The 18,470-nt window shown below is 69.1% G+C and carries 14 protein-coding genes; 6 read left to right on the forward strand and 8 right to left on the reverse strand.

Annotation, left to right across the window (positions count from 1 at the left end; translation table 11 throughout):
* Position 1 precedes the first annotated feature (1 nt).
* Both BCO18175_RS12075 and BCO18175_RS12080 read left to right on the forward strand, forming a co-directional pair.
* Entirely contained in the window at positions 2-2,062 is a 2,061-nt protein-coding gene (locus BCO18175_RS12075; protein WP_174980918.1) for a MacB family efflux pump subunit, read from the forward strand.
* A gap of 13 nt (positions 2,063-2,075) precedes the next feature.
* Positions 2,076-3,449, forward strand: a complete 1,374-nt coding sequence (locus BCO18175_RS12080) for an efflux transporter outer membrane subunit (RefSeq protein ID WP_174980920.1) — start codon at positions 2,076-2,078, stop codon at positions 3,447-3,449.
* A gap of 42 nt (positions 3,450-3,491) precedes the next feature.
* Here BCO18175_RS12080 and BCO18175_RS12085 read toward each other — a convergent pair whose 3' ends face one another.
* The gene (locus BCO18175_RS12085; protein ID WP_174980922.1) at positions 3,492-5,030 is read right to left on the reverse strand and encodes an MFS transporter; all 1,539 of its coding nucleotides are present in this window, start codon (positions 5,028-5,030) and stop codon (positions 3,492-3,494) included.
* Positions 5,031-5,208: 178 nt separating this feature from the next.
* Between BCO18175_RS12085 and BCO18175_RS12090 the strand changes: the two genes are divergently transcribed.
* Complete coding sequence (locus tag BCO18175_RS12090; RefSeq protein WP_174971905.1) at positions 5,209-6,114, forward strand: LysR family transcriptional regulator; 906 nt, start codon at positions 5,209-5,211, stop codon at positions 6,112-6,114.
* A 58-nt stretch (positions 6,115-6,172) separates the two neighbouring features.
* Here the strand turns inward: BCO18175_RS12090 and BCO18175_RS12095 are convergent, their stop codons facing one another.
* From BCO18175_RS12095 to BCO18175_RS12125, 7 genes are all read right to left on the reverse strand, one after another.
* A complete protein-coding gene (locus tag BCO18175_RS12095; RefSeq protein WP_174980924.1) occupies positions 6,173-7,216 on the reverse strand; it encodes an AbrB family transcriptional regulator in 1,044 nt (347 codons plus the stop codon).
* A 91-nt stretch (positions 7,217-7,307) separates the two neighbouring features.
* Entirely contained in the window at positions 7,308-8,447 is a 1,140-nt protein-coding gene (locus BCO18175_RS12100; RefSeq protein ID WP_174980926.1) for an enoyl-CoA hydratase/isomerase family protein, read from the reverse strand.
* A complete protein-coding gene (locus tag BCO18175_RS12105) occupies positions 8,444-9,235 on the reverse strand; it encodes an enoyl-CoA hydratase (RefSeq protein WP_174981429.1) in 792 nt (263 codons plus the stop codon). Before BCO18175_RS12105 ends, BCO18175_RS12100 begins: the two co-directional genes overlap by 4 nt.
* Positions 9,235-10,134: a 3-hydroxyisobutyrate dehydrogenase gene (mmsB, locus tag BCO18175_RS12110; RefSeq protein ID WP_011354325.1), complete on the reverse strand. Its 900-nt coding sequence runs from the start codon at positions 10,132-10,134 to the stop codon at positions 9,235-9,237. The genes BCO18175_RS12105 and mmsB overlap by 1 nt, the downstream gene beginning before the upstream one ends.
* An 18-nt stretch (positions 10,135-10,152) precedes the next feature.
* Entirely contained in the window at positions 10,153-11,667 is a 1,515-nt protein-coding gene (locus BCO18175_RS12115) for a CoA-acylating methylmalonate-semialdehyde dehydrogenase (RefSeq protein ID WP_174980928.1), read from the reverse strand.
* Between the two features lie 110 nt (positions 11,668-11,777).
* Complete coding sequence (locus BCO18175_RS12120; protein WP_174980930.1) at positions 11,778-13,484, reverse strand: AMP-binding protein; 1,707 nt, start codon at positions 13,482-13,484, stop codon at positions 11,778-11,780.
* Positions 13,485-13,638: 154 nt separating this feature from the next.
* The gene (locus BCO18175_RS12125) at positions 13,639-14,772 is read right to left on the reverse strand and encodes an acyl-CoA dehydrogenase family protein (protein WP_174980932.1); all 1,134 of its coding nucleotides are present in this window, start codon (positions 14,770-14,772) and stop codon (positions 13,639-13,641) included.
* A 137-nt stretch (positions 14,773-14,909) separates the two neighbouring features.
* Here BCO18175_RS12125 and BCO18175_RS12130 point away from each other — a divergent pair, with 137 nt between their 5' ends.
* From BCO18175_RS12130 to BCO18175_RS12140, 3 genes are all read left to right on the forward strand, one after another.
* Positions 14,910-15,944, forward strand: a complete 1,035-nt coding sequence (locus BCO18175_RS12130; protein WP_174980934.1) for an AraC family transcriptional regulator — start codon at positions 14,910-14,912, stop codon at positions 15,942-15,944.
* Between the two features lie 122 nt (positions 15,945-16,066).
* On the forward strand, positions 16,067-17,632 hold the full coding sequence (locus BCO18175_RS12135; RefSeq protein WP_174980936.1) for an NfeD family protein: 1,566 nt from the start codon (positions 16,067-16,069) through the stop codon (positions 17,630-17,632).
* Positions 17,629-18,402, forward strand: a complete 774-nt coding sequence (locus tag BCO18175_RS12140) for a slipin family protein (protein WP_011354319.1) — start codon at positions 17,629-17,631, stop codon at positions 18,400-18,402. Before BCO18175_RS12135 ends, BCO18175_RS12140 begins: the two co-directional genes overlap by 4 nt.
* The last annotated feature ends 68 nt before the right edge of the window (positions 18,403-18,470 follow it).

The raw sequence follows: 18,470 nt of genomic DNA on the forward strand, positions 1-18,470 counted from the left end.
AATGAGTCAGCCCCTGCTGAAACTCGCTGCCGTCACACGACGCTTTCCGGCCGGCGACAAGGATGTCGTCGTCCTGAACAACGTCAACCTGTCGATCCACGCGGGCGAGATCGTCGCGATCGTTGGCGCATCGGGCTCCGGGAAGTCGACGCTGATGAACATCCTCGGCTGCCTCGACCACCCGAGCGAAGGCACCTACACGGTCGGCGGCCGGGACACGCACATGCTCGACAGCGACGAGCTCGCGCAATTGCGCCGCGAACACTTCGGCTTCGTGTTCCAGCGCTATCACCTGCTGCCGCACGTCGACGCGGTCGCGAACCTCGAAATGCCCGCGATCTATGCCGGCACGCCGCGCGCCGAGCGGCACGCCCGTGCACGCGAGCTGCTCGCGCGCCTCGGGCTCGCGGATCGCGCACACCATCGCCCCGGGCAGCTGTCCGGCGGCCAGCAGCAGCGCGTGAGCATCGCGCGCGCGCTGATCAACGGCGGCCAGGTGATCCTCGCCGACGAACCGACCGGCGCGCTCGATACGAAAAGCGGCCAGGACGTGATCCGCATCCTGCACGAGCTGAACGCGCTCGGCCATACGATCGTCATCGTCACGCACGACAAGGCCGTCGCGCGCCATGCGAAGCGTATCATCGAGATCAGCGACGGCGAGATCGTCGCCGACCGGCCGAACCGGCACTATGCGGAAGCGCTGGCGGAAGCCGGCGTCAACGCAGCGGAAGCCGCCGAAGCGGCCGAAGCAACAGCCGGCGAGCCACCCGCCCGAGATCGCCACGACGCGCCGCCGCCCGCAGCCGACGACACCGATGCGCATGCCGATACCGGCACGCGCACGCGACGCTTCGCGGCCGGTTCAGGCCGCTTCGCCGAGGCCTGCCGGATGGCATGGATCGCACTGGTGTCGCACCGGCTGCGCACGCTGCTGACGATGCTCGGCATCATCATCGGCATCACGTCGGTCGTGTCGATCGTCGCGATCGGCGAAGGCGCGAAGCGCTACATGCTCGACGAGATCGGCAGCATCGGCACGAACACGATCAACATCTATCCGGGCACCGACTGGGGCGACAGCCGCGCCGACGCGATCCAGACCCTCGTGCCCGCCGATGTCGCCGCGCTCGCCGAACAGCCGTACGTCGACAGCGCGACGCCCGAAACGTCGCGCACGCTGCTGCTGCGCTACCGCAACGTCGACGTGAACGCGCTCGTGAGCGGCGTCGGCGACCGCTTCTTCCAGGCGCGCGGGATGCGCTTCGCGCTGGGTGTCGCGTTCGACGAGGACGCGGTGCGCCGCCAGGTGCAGGTGGCCGTGATCGACCAGAACACGCGCCGCAAGCTGTTCGGCGCGACGCGCAACCCGATCGGCGAAGTGATCCTGGTCGACAACGTGCCGTGCGTCGTGATCGGCGTGACGGCCGACAAGAAGAGCGCGTTCGGCAGCGTGAAGAGCCTGAACGTGTGGGTGCCGTACACGACCGCGAGCGGGCGCCTGTTCGGGCAACGCCACCTCGACAGCATCACCGTGCGCGTGCGCGACGGGCAGCCGAGCGCCGCCGCCGAGAAGAGCCTCGAAAAACTGATGACGCAGCGCCACGGCCGCAAGGACTTCTTCACGTACAACATGGACAGCGTGGTGAAGACCGTCGAGAAGACCGGCCAGTCGCTCACGTTGCTGCTGTCGCTGATCGCCGTGATCTCGCTCGTCGTCGGCGGGATCGGCGTGATGAACATCATGCTGGTGTCGGTCACCGAGCGCACACGCGAAATCGGCATCCGGATGGCGGTCGGCGCGCGTCAGTCCGACATCCTGCAGCAGTTTCTCGTCGAGGCCGTGCTCGTCTGCCTGCTCGGCGGCACGATCGGCATCGCGCTGTCGTTCGGGCTCGGCGCGCTGTTCTCGATGTTCGTCGCGCAGTGGAAGATGGTGTTCTCGGCCGGCGCGATCGTGACCGCGTTCATCTGCTCGACGCTCACCGGTGTGATTTTCGGCTTCATGCCCGCGCGCAACGCGTCGCGGCTCGATCCGATCGATGCGCTCGCGCGCGACTGACGCAAGGCCCGCCATGACGCATTCCTCACCGCTTCACCGCCTGGGCGCATTCGCGTGCGCGGCCGCGCTGCTCGCCGGCTGTGCGGGCGCGCGCCACGAACCGCTGCCCGCCGTCGCGATGCCGGCGAACTGGGCTGCGCCGGTTTCCGCCGACGCGCCTGCCACGACGCGCGACTGGTGGCGCAGCTTCGGCGATCCGCAACTCGATGCGCTGATCGACGACGCGCTGCGCGCCAACAACGACCTCGCGATCGCGGCGATCCGCGTGTACCGCGCGCAGCTGCAGGCCGGGCTCGCGAATACGAACCTGACGCCCAACGTGTCGGCCGGCGCGAACGGCGCCGTGTCGCGCACGCTCGATACACACCAGACGAGCCGGTCGAGCAACGCGAACGTTTCGCTCAGCTATGAAATCGACCTGTGGGGCCGGCTGGCCGCGCTGCGCGACGCCGCGCGCTGGGAAGCCGACGCGACGGCCGCCGATCTCGAAGCCGCGCGGCTGTCGCTGATCGGCACGACCGCGTCGCTGTACTGGCAGATCGGCTATCTGAACCGGCAGATCGCGCTCGGCGACGCGAACATCGCGTATGCGGTCCGCACGCTCGCGGTCGTCCGGTCACGGCACACGGCCGGTGCCGTGTCGGGGCTCGATCTCGCTCAGGCCGAGCAGAGCCTCGCCGCGCAACGCGCCGCGCAGACGCAACTGATCCAGCAGCGTACCGAGAATCGCCACGCACTCGCGATCCTGTTCGACCGGCCGCCGCAGCAACTCGCGGCGGAACCGTCGGCGCTGCCCGATGCGCGGCCGCCGGAAGTGGCGGCCGGCCTGCCGGCCAGCCTGCTCGGCCGGCGCCCCGACCTGCGCGCGGCGGAATTCCGGCTGCGCGAGTCGCTCGCGCAGGTCGACGCGACGCGTACGAGCTTCTACCCGACCTTCACGCTGACCGGCCAGGCCGGCACGTCGAGCACGAGCCTCGAGCGCGTGCTCGCGAATCCGGTCGGCACGCTCGGGCTCGGCCTCGCACTGCCGTTCATCCAGTGGAACACGATGCAGTTGCAGATCAAGGTGTCGAAGACGCAGTACGAGGAAGCGGTCGTCGGGTTCCGCCAGAAGCTCTACACGGCGCTCGCGGAAGTCGAGAACGCGCTGTCGGCGCGCGTGCAGCTCGAACGCGAGGCCGATCAGCGCGCGCTATCACTGGCCCAGGCGCAACGCGCCGAGCGGCTTGCCGCCGCGCGCTTCGCGGCCGGCGCGACCGCCGTGCAGCCGTGGCTCGACCAGCAGCGGCTGCTGCGCGACGCGCAAAGCGCCGACGAACTGACACGCCTGAACCGGCTCAACAACCAGATGACGCTGTACCGCGCGCTCGGCGGCGGGATGTCCTGACCGGTGCGCGCACGAGGCCGGCCGCACCGGCCTCGCTCGGCGTCATTCGCACACGGGCGCCCCGCGCCGCGCCGGCGCGAACGCCACCGCACTCGCCGTCGCGAGCACGGCCACGCCCGCCGCGCCGTACACCATCACCCAGCCGAACCCGTGCACGAGCGCCGCGTGCAGCGCCGCGCCGGTCGGGTCGGCCTGCGCGAGCGCCGGTGCGATTTCGTGCAGCCCGTCGGTCCGGCCGGATGCAATCTCCTGCGCGAGCCGGCGCAGCGCCGCGTCGCCGATCGAGCCTGCGACACCGCCCTTCAGGCTCGCGACGATCCCCGCGACCAGCACGAAGCCCATCGCCGCGATGTTCAGCGCGAGCGAGATCATCCGCGCGCTCATGTCGATGCCCGACGCCATCCCGGCCCGCGAGCTCGGCACCGCGCCCGTCGTCGTGTTGGTCACGGGCGTGTTCGTGAGCCCGAGCCCGATCCCGGCGATCACGCAGCCGGGCAGCATCGTCACCCAGCTTGCATGGTCGGCCGCGCCGCCGATCCGCATCAGCGCGAAACCGGCGGCAATCGTGAACAGGCCGCCCGGGATCACGACACCCGGCCCGTAGCGCAGCGCGAGCCGTTCGCCGAACGGCGGCGCGACCAGCGTCGGCAACGTGTACGCGAGCAACGCGAGGCCGGCCGTCACGCTGTCGTAGCCGAGCGCGACCTGGAACCAGATCGGCAGGTAGATCATGAACGGCCAGAAGCTGAAGTTCATCCCCATCGAGCCGAAGATCGCGCCGGTGAACGCGCGGATCCGGAACACCGAGAAGTCGAACATCGGCCGCGCGCTCGCGCGTTCTGCGATGAAGAAACCGGCCAGCGCCAGCACGGTCGCGCCGAGCACACCGAGGCCGGCGGCGCTGGTCAGCCCGAGCTCCGCGCTTTGCGTGATGTAGAACGCCAGGCCGAGCACCGCGAGCGACAGCGTGACGATGCCCGCCACGTCGAGCCTGCCCGCGTGCGGATCGCGCGACTCCTGCACCGCGCCGCCGATCAGCACGAGCGCGATGGCCGCGAGCGGTGCATGGACGAGGAACACCCACGGCCAGCTTGCCAGCGCGACGATCGCGCCGCCGACGATCGGCCCGAACCCGAGCCCGATGCCGAACACGATCCCCCAGATCCCGAACGCGCGGCCGCGCTCGCGGCCCTCGCGGAACTGGTGCGACAGCACCGCAATCTGGCAGATCAGCATCGCACCGCCGCTCGCGCCCTGCAGCAGCCGGCCCGCGACCAGCACCGGCACGTTCGGCGCGAGTCCGCACAGCAGCGACGTCGCGCCGAACAGCACGGTGCCGATCACATACACGCGCTTGCGGCCGAACCGGTCGGCGAGCGTACCGGCCGCCATCAGCACGGTCGTGCACGCGATCGTGTATGCATTCATGATCCACTGCATGCCGTTGAAATCGCCATGCAGCACGTGTTCGAGCGTCGGCAGGATCACCGGCACGCTCGAGATTTCGAGGCCGAACATCAGCGACGTGAGACAGACGGCCGCGAGCGCGACCGCATTCCTGCGGGAGTCGGATAGCGTCATGCGTATTGCGCCGCGGCCCGGCAACGGGCTGCGCGCCTCCAGGTGAGAAGGATGAGTCGCGTGCGGCCGGCAACGCACGCGGAACGGGAATCGGTACTATAGTGAGAATTTCCATCCCCATTGACGCACGCATTTCTCCAGACTGGGGAACCACAGGACTCAATCAGCCCACCCTCCCATGACCGACAGACTCGACGGCGTGACGACCTTCGTCCAGGTAGTGGAATCGGGCAGCTTCGCGCTCGCGGCGGAGCGGCTCGACATGACGCGTTCGGCCGTCGGCAAGGCGGTCGCGCGGCTCGAGAAACGGCTCGGCGCACGGCTGCTGCAGCGCACGACGCGCAGCCAGAGCCTGACCGACGACGGCCAGGCGTACTACGACCGCTGTGTGCGTGCGCTCGCGGAACTGGAAGCGGCGGAGGCCGATCTCGACTGCGGCCGCAACGAGCCGCGCGGCAAGCTGCGCCTGAGCGTGCCGCTCGCGTTCGGGCACCACTGCGTGACGCCGATCGTGCTCGATCTCGCGCGCACCTATCCGCATTTGCGGATCGACGTGTCGATCACCGACCGTTTCGTCGATCTCGTCGAGGAAGGCATCGACCTCGCGGTGCGGATCGGCGCGCTCGCGGACAGCACGAGCCTCGCGGTGCGGCGGCTCGGCACGCAGTACGGCAGCCTCGGTGCGGCGCCGTCGTATCTCGCCCGCTACGGGATGCCGAAGACGCTCGACGATCTGAAAGACCACCGGACGATCGCGTATTCACGTTCGGGCGTGGTTCAACCGTGGGATTTGCGCGCGCCGGACGGCTCGACGGTACGGATCGACATGCCGCACCAGCTCAGTTTCGACGACGTGCAGGCGATCGCGGCCGCCGGCGCGTCGGGGTTCGGGATCGCGTGGCTGCCGAGCTGGCTGCTCGATCACTACGTGAAGCGCGGCGAGATGACGGTCGTGCTCGACCGCTGCTTCGTCTGCGAAGGCGACATCCACGCGATCTGGCCGAAAACGCGCTACCTGCCGCGCAAGACGCGCTGCGTGATCGACGCTTTCGCGCAGGCGATTCCGCCGATGATCGAGCGATAGGCAGGACTGCGCACGGTGCGGCGGATCGTGCCGCCCCCGTACGAGCGGCACGTCCGCGCTACTTCGCGTCGCCGCCGTCGATCGCCAGCATGCGCCGGCGGCGCGCGCGGGCGAGTGCCGCCGGCGCGAAGTGCAGTACGACCAGCCGCGTCAGATGATGAGACAGGACGAACACGACGTTCAACCCGCCGCCATAGGCGACGATCGTGATCGTCTCGATGGCCCCGGGCGCATACGAGAGCCACAGCGGCAGCACCCCGTAGCCGGACAGTCGCGCCATCCCCCACGCGAACGCACCGGCCACCATCAGCATCAGCGCGATGCATGCAAGGCCGGTTCGGCCGTATCGCAGCCCGTCCGCCAGCGTGATCTGCCGGAACTGCGCGCCGATCAGCGCACCCAGGATGACCGACGCCGCATCGACGCACCACGCCGGCACGTCGAAGCCATTCAGCCATCCCGCGCGCACGAACACGCCGGTCAGCACGATGGCCGTGATCATGAACGGCGCCGGGACACCGAGCCCGAGCAACGTCCGCCCGGCCAGCACGCACAGCGCCACCAGCCCGGTCAGCGCCAGCCACGTCTCGACCGGCAATGCAGCGACAGCCGCCTGCTGCGGCGCGCCCACCTGCGCCGGAATGAAACAACTGACCAGGACCGTGATCGACAGGAGCCGCACGAGATGCACGACGATCACCTTGGCCGACGCGCGCTCGGATTCCAGCAGGTCGAATACCGCGGCAAGTGCGCCGGGATAGACGGCCAGCAGTGCATCGGCCCGGTTCCAGCGCGAGACGCGGGACAGCCAAAGACTGCCGACCACGATCTGGGTGGCCAGGCACAAGAGCAGGACGCCCAGGCTCGGCACGATCGAGACGACCATCTGCGTGTCCCACGACCGGAACAGCAAGCCGGTCGCCGTGCCGAGCACGATCTGTACGAACTCGAGGCCGAAGCGCAGCCTGGGCGCGAAGCCGAACCGGCTGGTCGCGATCGACGCGGCGAGAATCGCGCCGAGCAGCAGGCCATGCGGGACGCCCGCAACCCGCAGCGCCAGCCCGACCGCGGTCAGGCAGGCAAGATACGCGAGTGTCTTCATCGGGTAGCGCCCCGGCCGTCGGCCAGGCTCCGGCAAATCGTGTCCGCCTGCATCTGCAGGACGTCGATGTTGCCGGCCCCGTGCCGGCGGTTCAATCCGCGCCCAGCGCCGCCAGCGGATGCGCGAACAGCTTCCACGGCGACGTGAGGAAATGCCGCACGCGTTCGGCGCGCAGCTCGACGAGCGACGCGGGCGCCCAGCGCGGCTTGCGATCCTTGTCGACGAGATGCGCGCGCACGCCTTCGCAGAAATCGCCTTCCTCGATTGCGCGCGCGACGATGCCGAGCTCCATCCGGAACGATTCGGCCAGCGTCATCTGTCGGCCGCGCAGCAGCGCCTCGCGCGTCACGGACAGCATCGTCGGCGAATGGCTCGTGAGCGCGTCGAGCGTCGCCTGCAGCCATTGACGGTGCTCGCGCGACAGTTCCTCGCGCGCGAGGTCCTGCGTCAGCGTCGCGACGATCCGCTCGACGGTCGAGCGCTTGTCGAAGTGACGCACGATCCACGGCATCTGGCTGTCGAGCGCTGCATGCGGCACAACGTTGCACGGCGGTTCGAACACCTTGCGCAGCAACGGCAGCGCATCGCCTTCCCACTTGACGCTTTCGATACGCGTCTCGAACGTGTCGAGCCACGCGGACGGCACGCACAGATCCGCGAGCTTCGCGGTCAGCGCGTCGGCGCCCGACAGCATCGCGCCGGTCAGCCCGACGTACAACTCGAGTTCGACCGGCATGCGCGACAGGAAATGCGTCGCGCCGACGTCGGGCACGAGGCCGATGCGCGTCTCCGGCATCGCGATCTTGCTGCGCTCGGTCGCGACGCGCAGCGCCGCACCCTGTGCGAGGCCCATGCCGCCGCCCATCGTCACGCCGTCCATCAGCGCGACCACCGGCTTCGGGAACGTATGGATCGCGTAGTCGAGCCGGTATTCGTCGACGAAGAACGGCAGCCAGGTTTCGCGCTGCGCGACCATCCTGTACAGCGCGCGCACGTCGCCGCCCGCGCAGAAGCCCTTCTCGCCGGCGCCGCGCAGCACGACCGCGACGATCTGGTCGTCGTCGCGGCAGCGCTCGAGGAGCGCGGCCAGCTCGCCGATCATCGCGTACGACAACGCATTGAGCGCGGCCGGCCGGTTCAGCGTGATCAGCGCCACGCGATTCACCACACGGAACAGCACCTCGGGTGCATGCTCCGCGAATGCGTCGTGATTCGTGACCGGCATGCTCATCGTTGCGACTCTCCATCGGTGTGCCACTGCGGCGCGCGCTTGCCGAGGAACGCGGCCACGCCTTCGCGCGGATCGTTCGTGTCGAACAGGTCGACGAAGCGTTCGCGCTCGACCGCAAGCGCCGCGCTGCGCGGCACGCCGCGGCGCGCGAGGCCGATCAGTTCCTTGCTGTACGCGACCGCGTGCGGGCTCTGCCGCACGACGTTGCGCGCCAGCGCCAGCGCCGCATCGCGCGCCGCACCCGACTCCACGACGTCCTCGACGAGGCCGATCCGCAGCGCGGTGGCCGCGTCGACACGCGCGCCGGTCAGGATGATCTTCTTCGCCCAGCCTTCACCGACCAGCCAGGGCAGCGTCTGCGTGCCGAGCCCGCACGGCAACAGTCCGACCGACGGCTCGGGCAGCGCCATCTGCGCATGCGTCTCGGCGATCCGCAGGTCACACGCGAGCGCGCATTCGAGCCCGCCGCCCATCGCATAGCCGTTGATCGCCGCGATCGTCACGACGCGCGCGTCGTGCAGCGCTTCGAACGCCGCGCCGAAGCGCGACGCCATCGCGCGTGCAACCGCGCGGTCGCCTTCGGCGAACGTGTTGAGATCGGCACCCGCGCTGAAGAACTTCGGGCCGTCGCCGGTGATCACCAGCGCACGCACGCGCGGGTTCGCATTCAGCTCGGCGACGGTTTCCTGCAGTTGCCGCAGCCCGTCGGCGGTAAAGGCGTTCGCGGGCGGACGCTTGAGCGTCGCGCACGCGATCGCGCCGTCGTCGACGTAGTCCAGTTCGATCATCACGCGTCCTTCTTCGTAGCCGGTTGGTACAGGCGGATCACCGCCGAGAAATCGAGCTGGCCGTCGCCGCGGCTGCTCATCGTCTGGTACAGCTGCTGCGCGAGCGCGCCGAGATAGACGGGCTGGCGGGCCTGCTTCGCGGCGTCGTTCGCGAGGCCGAGATCCTTCAGCATCAGGTCGGTGCCGAAGCCGCCCGAGTAGCCGCGCGACGACGGCGCGGTGTCGATCACGCCCGGATACGGGTTGTAGGTGTCCGAACTCCAGCAGCGGCCCGTCGATGTGTTGACGATGCCGGCCAGCACCTTCGGGTCGATGCCGAGCGCGACGCCGAGCGACATCGCCTCCGACACGGCCGCCATCGAGATGCCGAGCACGAGGTTGTTGCAGACCTTCGCGACCTGCCCCATGCCCGTCGCACCGCAATGGACGATGTTCTTGCCCATGCCGGCGAGCACCGGCTTTACACGCTCGAAATCCGCGTCGCTGCCGCCGACCATGAAGGTCAGCGTGCCGGCCGCCGCACCGCCGGTGCCGCCCGACACGGGCGCATCGACGAACGCGCCGCCGTGCTCGCGCACGAGCGCGCCGAACGCCTGCGCGCTCGCCGGGTCGATCGTGCTCGAATCGATCACGGTCGCGCCCGCGCCGAGGCCGGCGAGCACGCCGTTCTCGCCGGACAGCACCGAGCGCACGTGCGGTGCGGCCGGCAGCATCGTGATGACGAACGTCGCACCCGATGCCGCATCGCGCGGCGACGCGGCGACCTGCGCGCCGGCATCCTGCAGCGCGCGCAATGCATCGGCGCTCAGGTCGAACGCGTGCACTTCGTGGCCGGCTTTCAGCAGGTTCAGCGCCATCGGCGCGCCCATGTGGCCGAGGCCGATAAATCCGATTTTCATGTTTGTATCCTCCGTCGCTCAGTGCAGCCGGATCGTCGTATTCACCGGGCCGGCCGTCGTGTCGTCGTCGAACCAGCGCGCGGTGACCGTCTTGGTCTGCGTGTAGAACTGCACGACCTGCTTGCCGTACGGGCCGAGATCGCCGAGCTTCGAGCCGCGCGAGCCCGTGAAGCTGAAGAACGGTACGGGAACCGGGATCGGGATGTTGATGCCGACCTGGCCGATGTCGATTTCGCTCTGGAACTTGCGTGCGGCCGCGCCGCTCTGCGTGAACAGCCCCACGCCGTTGCCGAACGGATTCGCGTTGACGAGCGCGATCGCGTCGTCGAGCGTGTCGGCTTCCATCACGACCAGCACCGGGCCGAAGATTTCATGCGTGTAGACCGACATGTTCGCCTTCACGCCCGAGAAAATCGTCGGGCCGACGAAGTTGCCCTGCTCGTAGCCGGTCACCTGCACGTCGCGGCCGTCGAGTTCGAGCTTCGCGCCCTCCTTCACGCCCGCGTCGATCAGCGACAGGATGCGTTCCTTCGCGGCCTTCGACACGACAGGCCCGACATCCGTGCCGGCTTCCGCGCCCGCATTGACCTTCAGCGCCTTCGCCTTCGCGACGATGTCGGGCAGCCAGTCGCGCGCGTTGCCGACGAGCACCGCGACCGACGTCGCCATGCAGCGCTGGCCGGCCGCGCCGAAGCCCGCACCGACGAGCGCGTTGATCGACTGCTCGCGGTTCGCGTCCGGCAGCACGACCGCGTGGTTCTTCGCGCCCATCATCGACTGCACGCGCTTGCCGTGCGCGCTGCCGAGGTTGTACACGTGCGTGCCGACCGCCGTCGAACCGACGAACGAGATCGCCTTCACGAGCGGATGCGTGCAGATCGCATCGACGACTTCCTTGCCGCCGTGCACGACGTTCAGTACCCCTTTCGGTACGCCGGCCTCGATCGCGAGCTCGACCAGCTGCATCGTCGACAGCGGATCCTGTTCCGACGGCTTCAGCACGAACGTGTTGCCGCACACGATCGCCATCGGGAACATCCACAGCGGAATCATCGCGGGGAAGTTGAACGGCGTGATGCCCGCGCAGACGCCGAGCGGCTGGCGCAGCGTGTAGGTATCGACGCCGCCCGCGACGTTCTCCGCGAATTCGCCGAGCTGCAGCGAACCGATCGAGCACGCATGCTCGACCACTTCTAGGCCGCGGAAGATGTCGCCTTCGGCATCGGGAATCGTCTTGCCCTGCTCGGCCGTCAGCGTCTTCGCGATGCGCTGCTGGTTCGTGCGCACGAGATCCTGGAACTTCAGCATGATGCGCATGCGCGCGGCGATCGGCGTGTTCTTCCACGTCGCGTATGCGGTGTGCGCGGCCTGCACGGCCGCGTCGACTTCCGCGACGGTCGCGAACGGCACGCGCGCGAGCACCTGCTGCGTCGCCGGGTTGACGATGTCGCGCCACTCGTTCGTGGCGGACTCGACGAAGGCGCCGTCGATCAGCAGTTTGACCGTCGGCACGTCTTTCGAATTCGCGTTCATCGATCCACTCTCCTGGCAGAGGGCCGCGAAGCGCGATATCGCCGCGCGGCCGGTTCAATTCGGCTGCGGGCGGCGGCCGCAAAATGCGGCGCGCGCGGCCCGCGGTCACGTCACTTCAGTTCGGCGGCAAAATCCTCTTCCCAGTATTCGCCGGGCATCCGTTCACTTGCATCGTCGCCGCGCTCGATCTCGCGGCGGCGCAGTTCGACGCGGCGGATCTTCCCCGAGATCGTCTTCGGCAGCTCCGCGAACTGCAGGCGGCGAATGCGCTTGTACGGCGCGAGCTTCTCGCGCGAGAAACGGAAGATTTCCAGCGCGAGCTCGGGGCTTTCCTCGTAGCCCTGCCGCAGCGTGATGAAGGTCTTCGGCACCGACAGCCGCACGGGGTCGGGGCTCGGCACGACGGCCGCCTCGGCGATCGCCGGATGCTCGATCAGCACGCTTTCGAGTTCGAACGGGCTCAGCCGGTAGTCGGACGACTTGAACACGTCGTCCGCGCGGCCGATGTACACGTAGTAACCGTCATCGCGGCGCATCGCGATGTCCGACGTGCGGTAGTGACCATCGCGCATCGCGTAGGCCGTCGCGTCGGGGTTGTTCGCATAGCCTTTCATCAGCCCCACCGGCCGGGCGACGTCGGCGCCGATCGGCAGCGCGACTTCGCCTTCGGTCACGGCCGTGCCATCCGGGTCGAGCAGCGCAATGCGGTAGCCGGGCAGCGGCCGGCCCATCGAGCCCGCGACGACCGGCTGGCCCGGCGAGTTGCCGATCAGGCAGGTCGTTTCGGTCTGGCCGTAGCCGTCGCGGATCGCGATGCCCCATGCCTTCTTCACGCGCTCGATGATTTCGGGATTCAGCGGCTCGCCCGCGCCGACGATCTCGCGCAACTTCACGTCGAACGACGCCAGCGGCTGCTGCACGAGCATGCGCCACACGGTCGGCGGCGCGCACAGCGTCGTCACCTGGTATTTGACGAGCGCATCGAGCACCACCTTCGGCTCGAAACGCGCGTAGTTGAACGCGAACACGCATGCCTGCGCGTTCCACGGCGCGAAGAAGCAGCTCCACGCGTGCTTCGCCCAGCCGGGCGAGCTGATGTTCCAGTGGATGTCGCCCGGCTGCAGGCCGACCCAGTACATCGTCGACAGATGGCCGACCGGATAGGTGCGGTGCGTATGCTCGACGAGCTTCGGCTTCGACGTCGTGCCCGACGTGAAGTACAGCAGCATCGGATCGTTCGCGTGCGTGACGGCGTCCGGCTCGAATTCGGCGCTGGCCGCATAGCCATCGTTCATCGCAAGCCATCCCGCGCGCGGCGCGCCGGCGACGATCTTCTGCGCGAGGCCGAGATCCGGCTGTTCGAATTTGGCGGTTTCGTTCTCGTCGACGATCGCGTATTTCGCGCCGCCGATCTGCACGCGGTCGCGCACGTCGTCGGGCGACAGTTGCGTGGTGGCAGGCAGCACGATCGCGCCGAGCTTCATCGCGGCGAGCATCGCATCCCACAGCTCGACACGGTTCGGCAGCATCAGCAGGATCCGGTCGCCGCGCACGACGCCGATCGAGCGCAGCCAGTTCGCGATCCGCGACGAACGCTCGGACATCTGCGCGAACGAATACGGATCGCCCGTGCCGGTCGCCGCGTCGACGATCCACAGCGCGGGCTGGTCGTTGCCGCGCGCCATCGGGTCGAAGTAGTCGAGCGCCCAGTTGAACGCATCGAGCACCGGCCACTCGAACTCGCGGTACGCGGTTTCGTAGTCGGTGCGATGGCGCAGCAGAAAGTCGCGTGCGTTCAGGAATGCCTGTACCGTCATCGTTTCCTCCAGTCTCCATGCGTCGAACCGGACATGTGCTGCAGCGCATGCCCGGTTGCCTCTGTTGCGGCGCACGGTCACGTCGTTGCGTGCCGCGTTCGCCGCGCTGCCCTCGTGCCCTGCGTGATGTCGTCGCCGGGGCAACCGCCTCGGCTCAAAGCTGCCGCGCGATCACCACCCGCTGCACTTCGCTGGTGCCTTCGTAAATCTGCGTGATGCGCGCGTCGCGATAGTGACGCTCGACTTCGTAATCGACCAGGTAGCCGTAGCCGCCGTGGATCTGGATCGCGTCCGAACACACGCGCTCGGCCATCTCCGACGCGAACAGCTTCGCCTGCGACGCTTCCGACAGGCACGGCAGCCCGGCCGTGCGCAGCTTCGCCGCGTGATGCACGAGCAGGCGCGCGGCGTTGATCTGCACGGCCATGTCGGCGAGCTTCTGCTGGATCGCCTGGTGCTCGGCGATCGGCTTGCCGAACTGCACGCGCTCGCCCGCATAGCGGCGCGCCTTGTCGAACGCGGCGCGCGCGATGCCGAGCGCCTGCGCGGCGATGCCGATGCGGCCGCCTTCGAGGTTCGACAAAGCGATCTTCAGCCCTTCGCCGCGATTGCCGAGCAGGTTCTCTTCCGGAATCGCGCAGTTCTCGAACGTGATCGGGCACGTATCCGACGCGCGGATGCCCATCTTCTTCTCGGGCTTGCCGACGATGAAGCCCGGCGTGTCGGTCGGCACCAGGAACGCGGAAATGCCGCGCTTGCCGGCTTCCGGGTCGGTCATGGCAAAAACGATCGCGACGCCGGCGCGCTGGCCGTTGGTCACGAACTGCTTCGCGCCGTTCAGCACCCATTTACCGTCGCGCAGTTCCGCACGCGTACGCAGGTTGTTCGCCTCGGAGCCGGCATGCGGCTCGGTCAGGCAGAACGCGCCGATCACGCGGCCGGACGCCATGTCGGCCAGCCAGCGATCCTTCTGCGCCGGCGTGCCGAAGCCGAGGATCGGCCCGCAGCCGACCGAGTTGTGCACGCTCATCATCGTCGCGCACGCGGCATCGCCGGCGGCGACCTCTTCCATCGCCAGCGCATAGGCCACGTAGTCCGTATACGAGCCGCCCAGCTCCTGCGGCACGATCATCCCGAGCAGGCCGAGTTCGCCGAGCTGCGCGACGATCGCGTCGGGCAGGTGCGCATCGTGGTCCCATTGCGCCGCGTTCGGCGCCAGCATGTCGGTGGCAAACGCGCGCGCGGCATCGCGGATCATCCGCTGGTCTTCGGTGTAAAGCTCGTCCATGGTGCTGCTGTCTCCCGCGGCCGCCGGGCGCGACCGTCCTTGCGTTTCGATGCAACAAGTGTAGGCAAGCAGGCGCGACTGTTCGATGCTCGCGTCGCTCATTTACACTGAGCGTTTTTGCCACACCGGCGGCACGGATGAAGCAGGAAGACAAGGGAACCGTCGCGATCAGCCTCGTCGCTTACAGCGTCGCGCTCGCGACCCGGCGCGGCGTCGCGGCCGAGCCGCTGCTCGCGCAGGCCGGCATCGCGCCCGCGCTGCTCGGGCAGCCGCGCGCACGGGTATCCGCGCAGCAATACGGCGCGCTGTGGAACGCGATCGCGCGCACGCTCGACGACGAGTTTTTCGGGCAGGATCGCCACCCGATGCGCAGCGGCAGCTTCATCGCGATGAGCCAGGCGGCGCTGTCCGCGCGCGACGGGCTGCACGCAATGGCGCGCGCGGTGAATTTCATGCACTGCGTGCTCGACGACCTGCACGCGGAGCTCGACGCGAACCCGCAGCGCGTGCGGCTGCGCTTCGTGCACCGCAACAACAGTGCGACACCCGCGATGTTCACGTACGCGACCTATTTCATCATCGTGTACGGGCTCACCTGCTGGCTGATCGGGCGGCGCATCCCGCTGCTGCACGCGAGCTTCCGCTGCGACACGCCGCCCGCCGACCACGAATACCCGTCGATGTTCTGTGACGACATGCGTTTCAACGAGCCCGATTCATATGTCGATTTCGATCCCGAATTCGCAACGCTGCCGGTCGTGCAGAACGCGAAGACGCTGAAGACGTTCCTGCGCAACGCGCCGGCCAGCTTCATCGTCAAGTACCGCAACCCGAACGCGCTCGCGCAGCGCGTGCGCGCGGTGCTGCGCGGGATGCCGCCGGCCGCGTGGCCGGGCGCCGGCGGGATGGCCGCGCGGCTGCACGTGGCCGAGGCCACGCTGCGCCGCAAGCTGCACCAGGAAGGCCACGCATACCAGTCGATCAAGGACACGCTGCGGCGCGATCTCGCGTTCGAGGCGCTGGCCGACCCCGCGCGCACGATCGCCGACGTCGCGGCCGCGACCGGCTTCGCGGAACCGAGCGCGTTCTACCGCGCGTTCCGCAAGTGGAGCGGGCGCAGCCCGGCCGACTACCGAGACGAAGTGCTCGCGCGGGGCGGCGGCGCGAGCTGAGGTCGACCGGCACGGCCGTCGCTTCGCGCTTTGCGCCGAAACCGCCTAATCTTTAAGCATCGGGCTCACGCCCTTTTCCGCAAGCCGGACGGCGCGCGGCCGCGCGCCGCCCGGACGTCCCGATGCACTTTCATCGTCACGGGCCGTCGCCGGTGCCTGCCGCGCCCGGCGGCCACTCTCGTCACCCGCTGTCCGCGCGGGTCGCGCGCGCCGCGCTGTTCGCGGCGCTGCTCGTCGTGTGTGCCGCGGTCGCCGCACCGCCGCCGGCCGACGCACCCGCCGCCGCCCGCCCGGTCGTCGTGATCCCGATCAACGGCGCGATCGGCCCGGCCAGCGCCGATTTCATCGTGCGCTCGCTCGACCGTGCGGCACGCCAGCACGCGCCGCTCGCGATTCTGCAGCTCGACACGCCCGGCGGCCTCGACACGTCGATGCGGCAGATCATCAAGGCCATCCTCGGCTCGCCCGTGCCGGTCGCCGCGTTCGTCGCGCCGGGCGGCGCGCGGGCCGCGAGCGCGGGCACCTACATCGTCTACGCGAGCCACTTCGCGGCGATGGCGCCCGGCACCAATCTCGGCGCGGCGTCGCCCGTGCAGTTCGGCATCGGCGGCGCCGCGCCGCCGGGCGGGAACCCCGCCGCACCGCGCGCGCCGGCCGGCACGCCGGGTGCATCAGGTGCGTCCGATGCGGCCGCCACGCAGGCCGCGCTGCCGACCGATACCCAATCGACCGAAATCCGCAAGGCGATGCAGGACGCCTCCGCGTATATCCGCGGCCTCGCGCAATTGCGCGGGCGCAATGCCGAATGGGCCGAGCGCGCGGTGCGCGAGGCCGTGAGCCTGTCGGCCAACGAGGCGCGCGCGCAGCATGTGGTCGACCTGATCGCTCAGGATCCGGCCGACCTCGCTCGCCAGCTCGACGGCCACACAGCGACGACCACCGTCGGCACCGTGCGGCTCGCGACCGCGCATGCGCCGCTCGTCGTGGTCGAGCCCGACTGGCGCAGCCGCTTCCTGGCGATCATCGCCGACCCGAACGTCGCGCTGATCCTGCTGACGATCGGCATCTACGGCCTCTTCTTCGAGTTCGCGAACCCCGGCTTCGTGCTGCCGGGCGTCGTCGGCACGATCTGCCTGCTGGTCGGGCTGTTCGCGATGCAGTTGCTGCCGATCAGTTATGCGGGCCTCGGCCTCGTGCTGCTCGGCCTCGGCTGCCTGGTCGCCGAGGCGTTCCTGCCGACCTTCGGCGTGCTCGGGTTCGGCGGGATCGTGTCGTTCACGATCGGCGCGCTGATGCTGATCGACACCGACGTGCCCGGCTACGGGATTCCGTGGCCCGTGATCGCGAGCCTCGCGCTCGGCGGCGGGCTGCTCGTCGCGGGCGTGTCGAGCGTCGCGCTGCGCGCGCGGCGCCGCCCGGTCGTGACGGGCGCCGAGGCGATGGTCGGCAGCATCGGCGAAGTGCTCGACGACGGCCTGCTGGCCGACCAGCCGCACGGTGCGGCCGGCGCCGCGCCGTCCGCCGCCGGCTGGGCGCGCGTGCGCGGCGAGCGCTGGCGCGTGGCCAGCAGCGCGCCGCTTGCCGCGGGCTGCCGCGTGCGCGTCACCGGCCGCCATGGGCTGCTGCTCACCGTCGCCCCGCTCTACGACATGCCGGCGCAAGAACAACACCAGGGAGAACCTTCATGATCGGTTACACGTTCGGCTTCAGCAGCGTCCTGATCGTCTTCGTCGTCGTGCTCGTCGCGTCGTCGATCCGCATCTTCCGCGAGTACGAGCGCGGCGTGGTGTTCATGCTCGGCCGGTTCTGGAAAGTGAAGGGGCCGGGGCTCGTGCTGATCATCCCGATCGTCCAGCAGGTCGTGCGGATCGACCTGCGTACCGTCGTGTTCGACGTGCCCGCGCAGGACGTGATCACGCGCGACAACGTGTCGGTGAAGGTCAATGCGGTCGTGTATTTCCGCGTGGTCGATCCGGAGAAGGCCGTGATCCAGGTGGCGCGCTTCTTCGAGGCGACGAGCCAGCTCGCGCAGACGACGCTGCGCGCGGTGCTCGGCAAGCACGAACTCGACGCGCTGCTCGCCGAGCGCGAACAGTTGAACGCCGACATCCAGAAGACGCTCGATGCGCAGACCGACGCGTGGGGGATCAAGGTATCGACGGTCGAGATCAAGCACGTCGACCTGAACGAGACGATGATCCGCGCGATCGCGCGGCAGGCCGAGGCCGAACGCGAGCGGCGCGCGAAGGTGATTCATGCGGAAGGCGAACTGCAGGCGTCGGAGAAACTGCTGCAGGCCGCGCAACGGCTCGCGCTGCAGCCGCAGGCGATGCAGCTGCGCTACCTGCAAACGCTGACGACGATCGCGGCCGACAAGAACTCGACGATCGTGTTTCCGCTGCCGGTCGATCTGCTGGGGGCGTTGCTGGAGCGGTTGGGAGGGAAGCGCGAGGGCTGAGACGCTCGTTTTCCAGCCCGCGCGGCGCAGCTATCGATCCCGATGGACGCAGGGCCGTAACGGCCCCG

Source organism: Burkholderia lata, from assembly GCF_902499335.1.
Classification (GTDB): Bacteria; Pseudomonadota; Gammaproteobacteria; order Burkholderiales; family Burkholderiaceae; genus Burkholderia; species Burkholderia lata_B.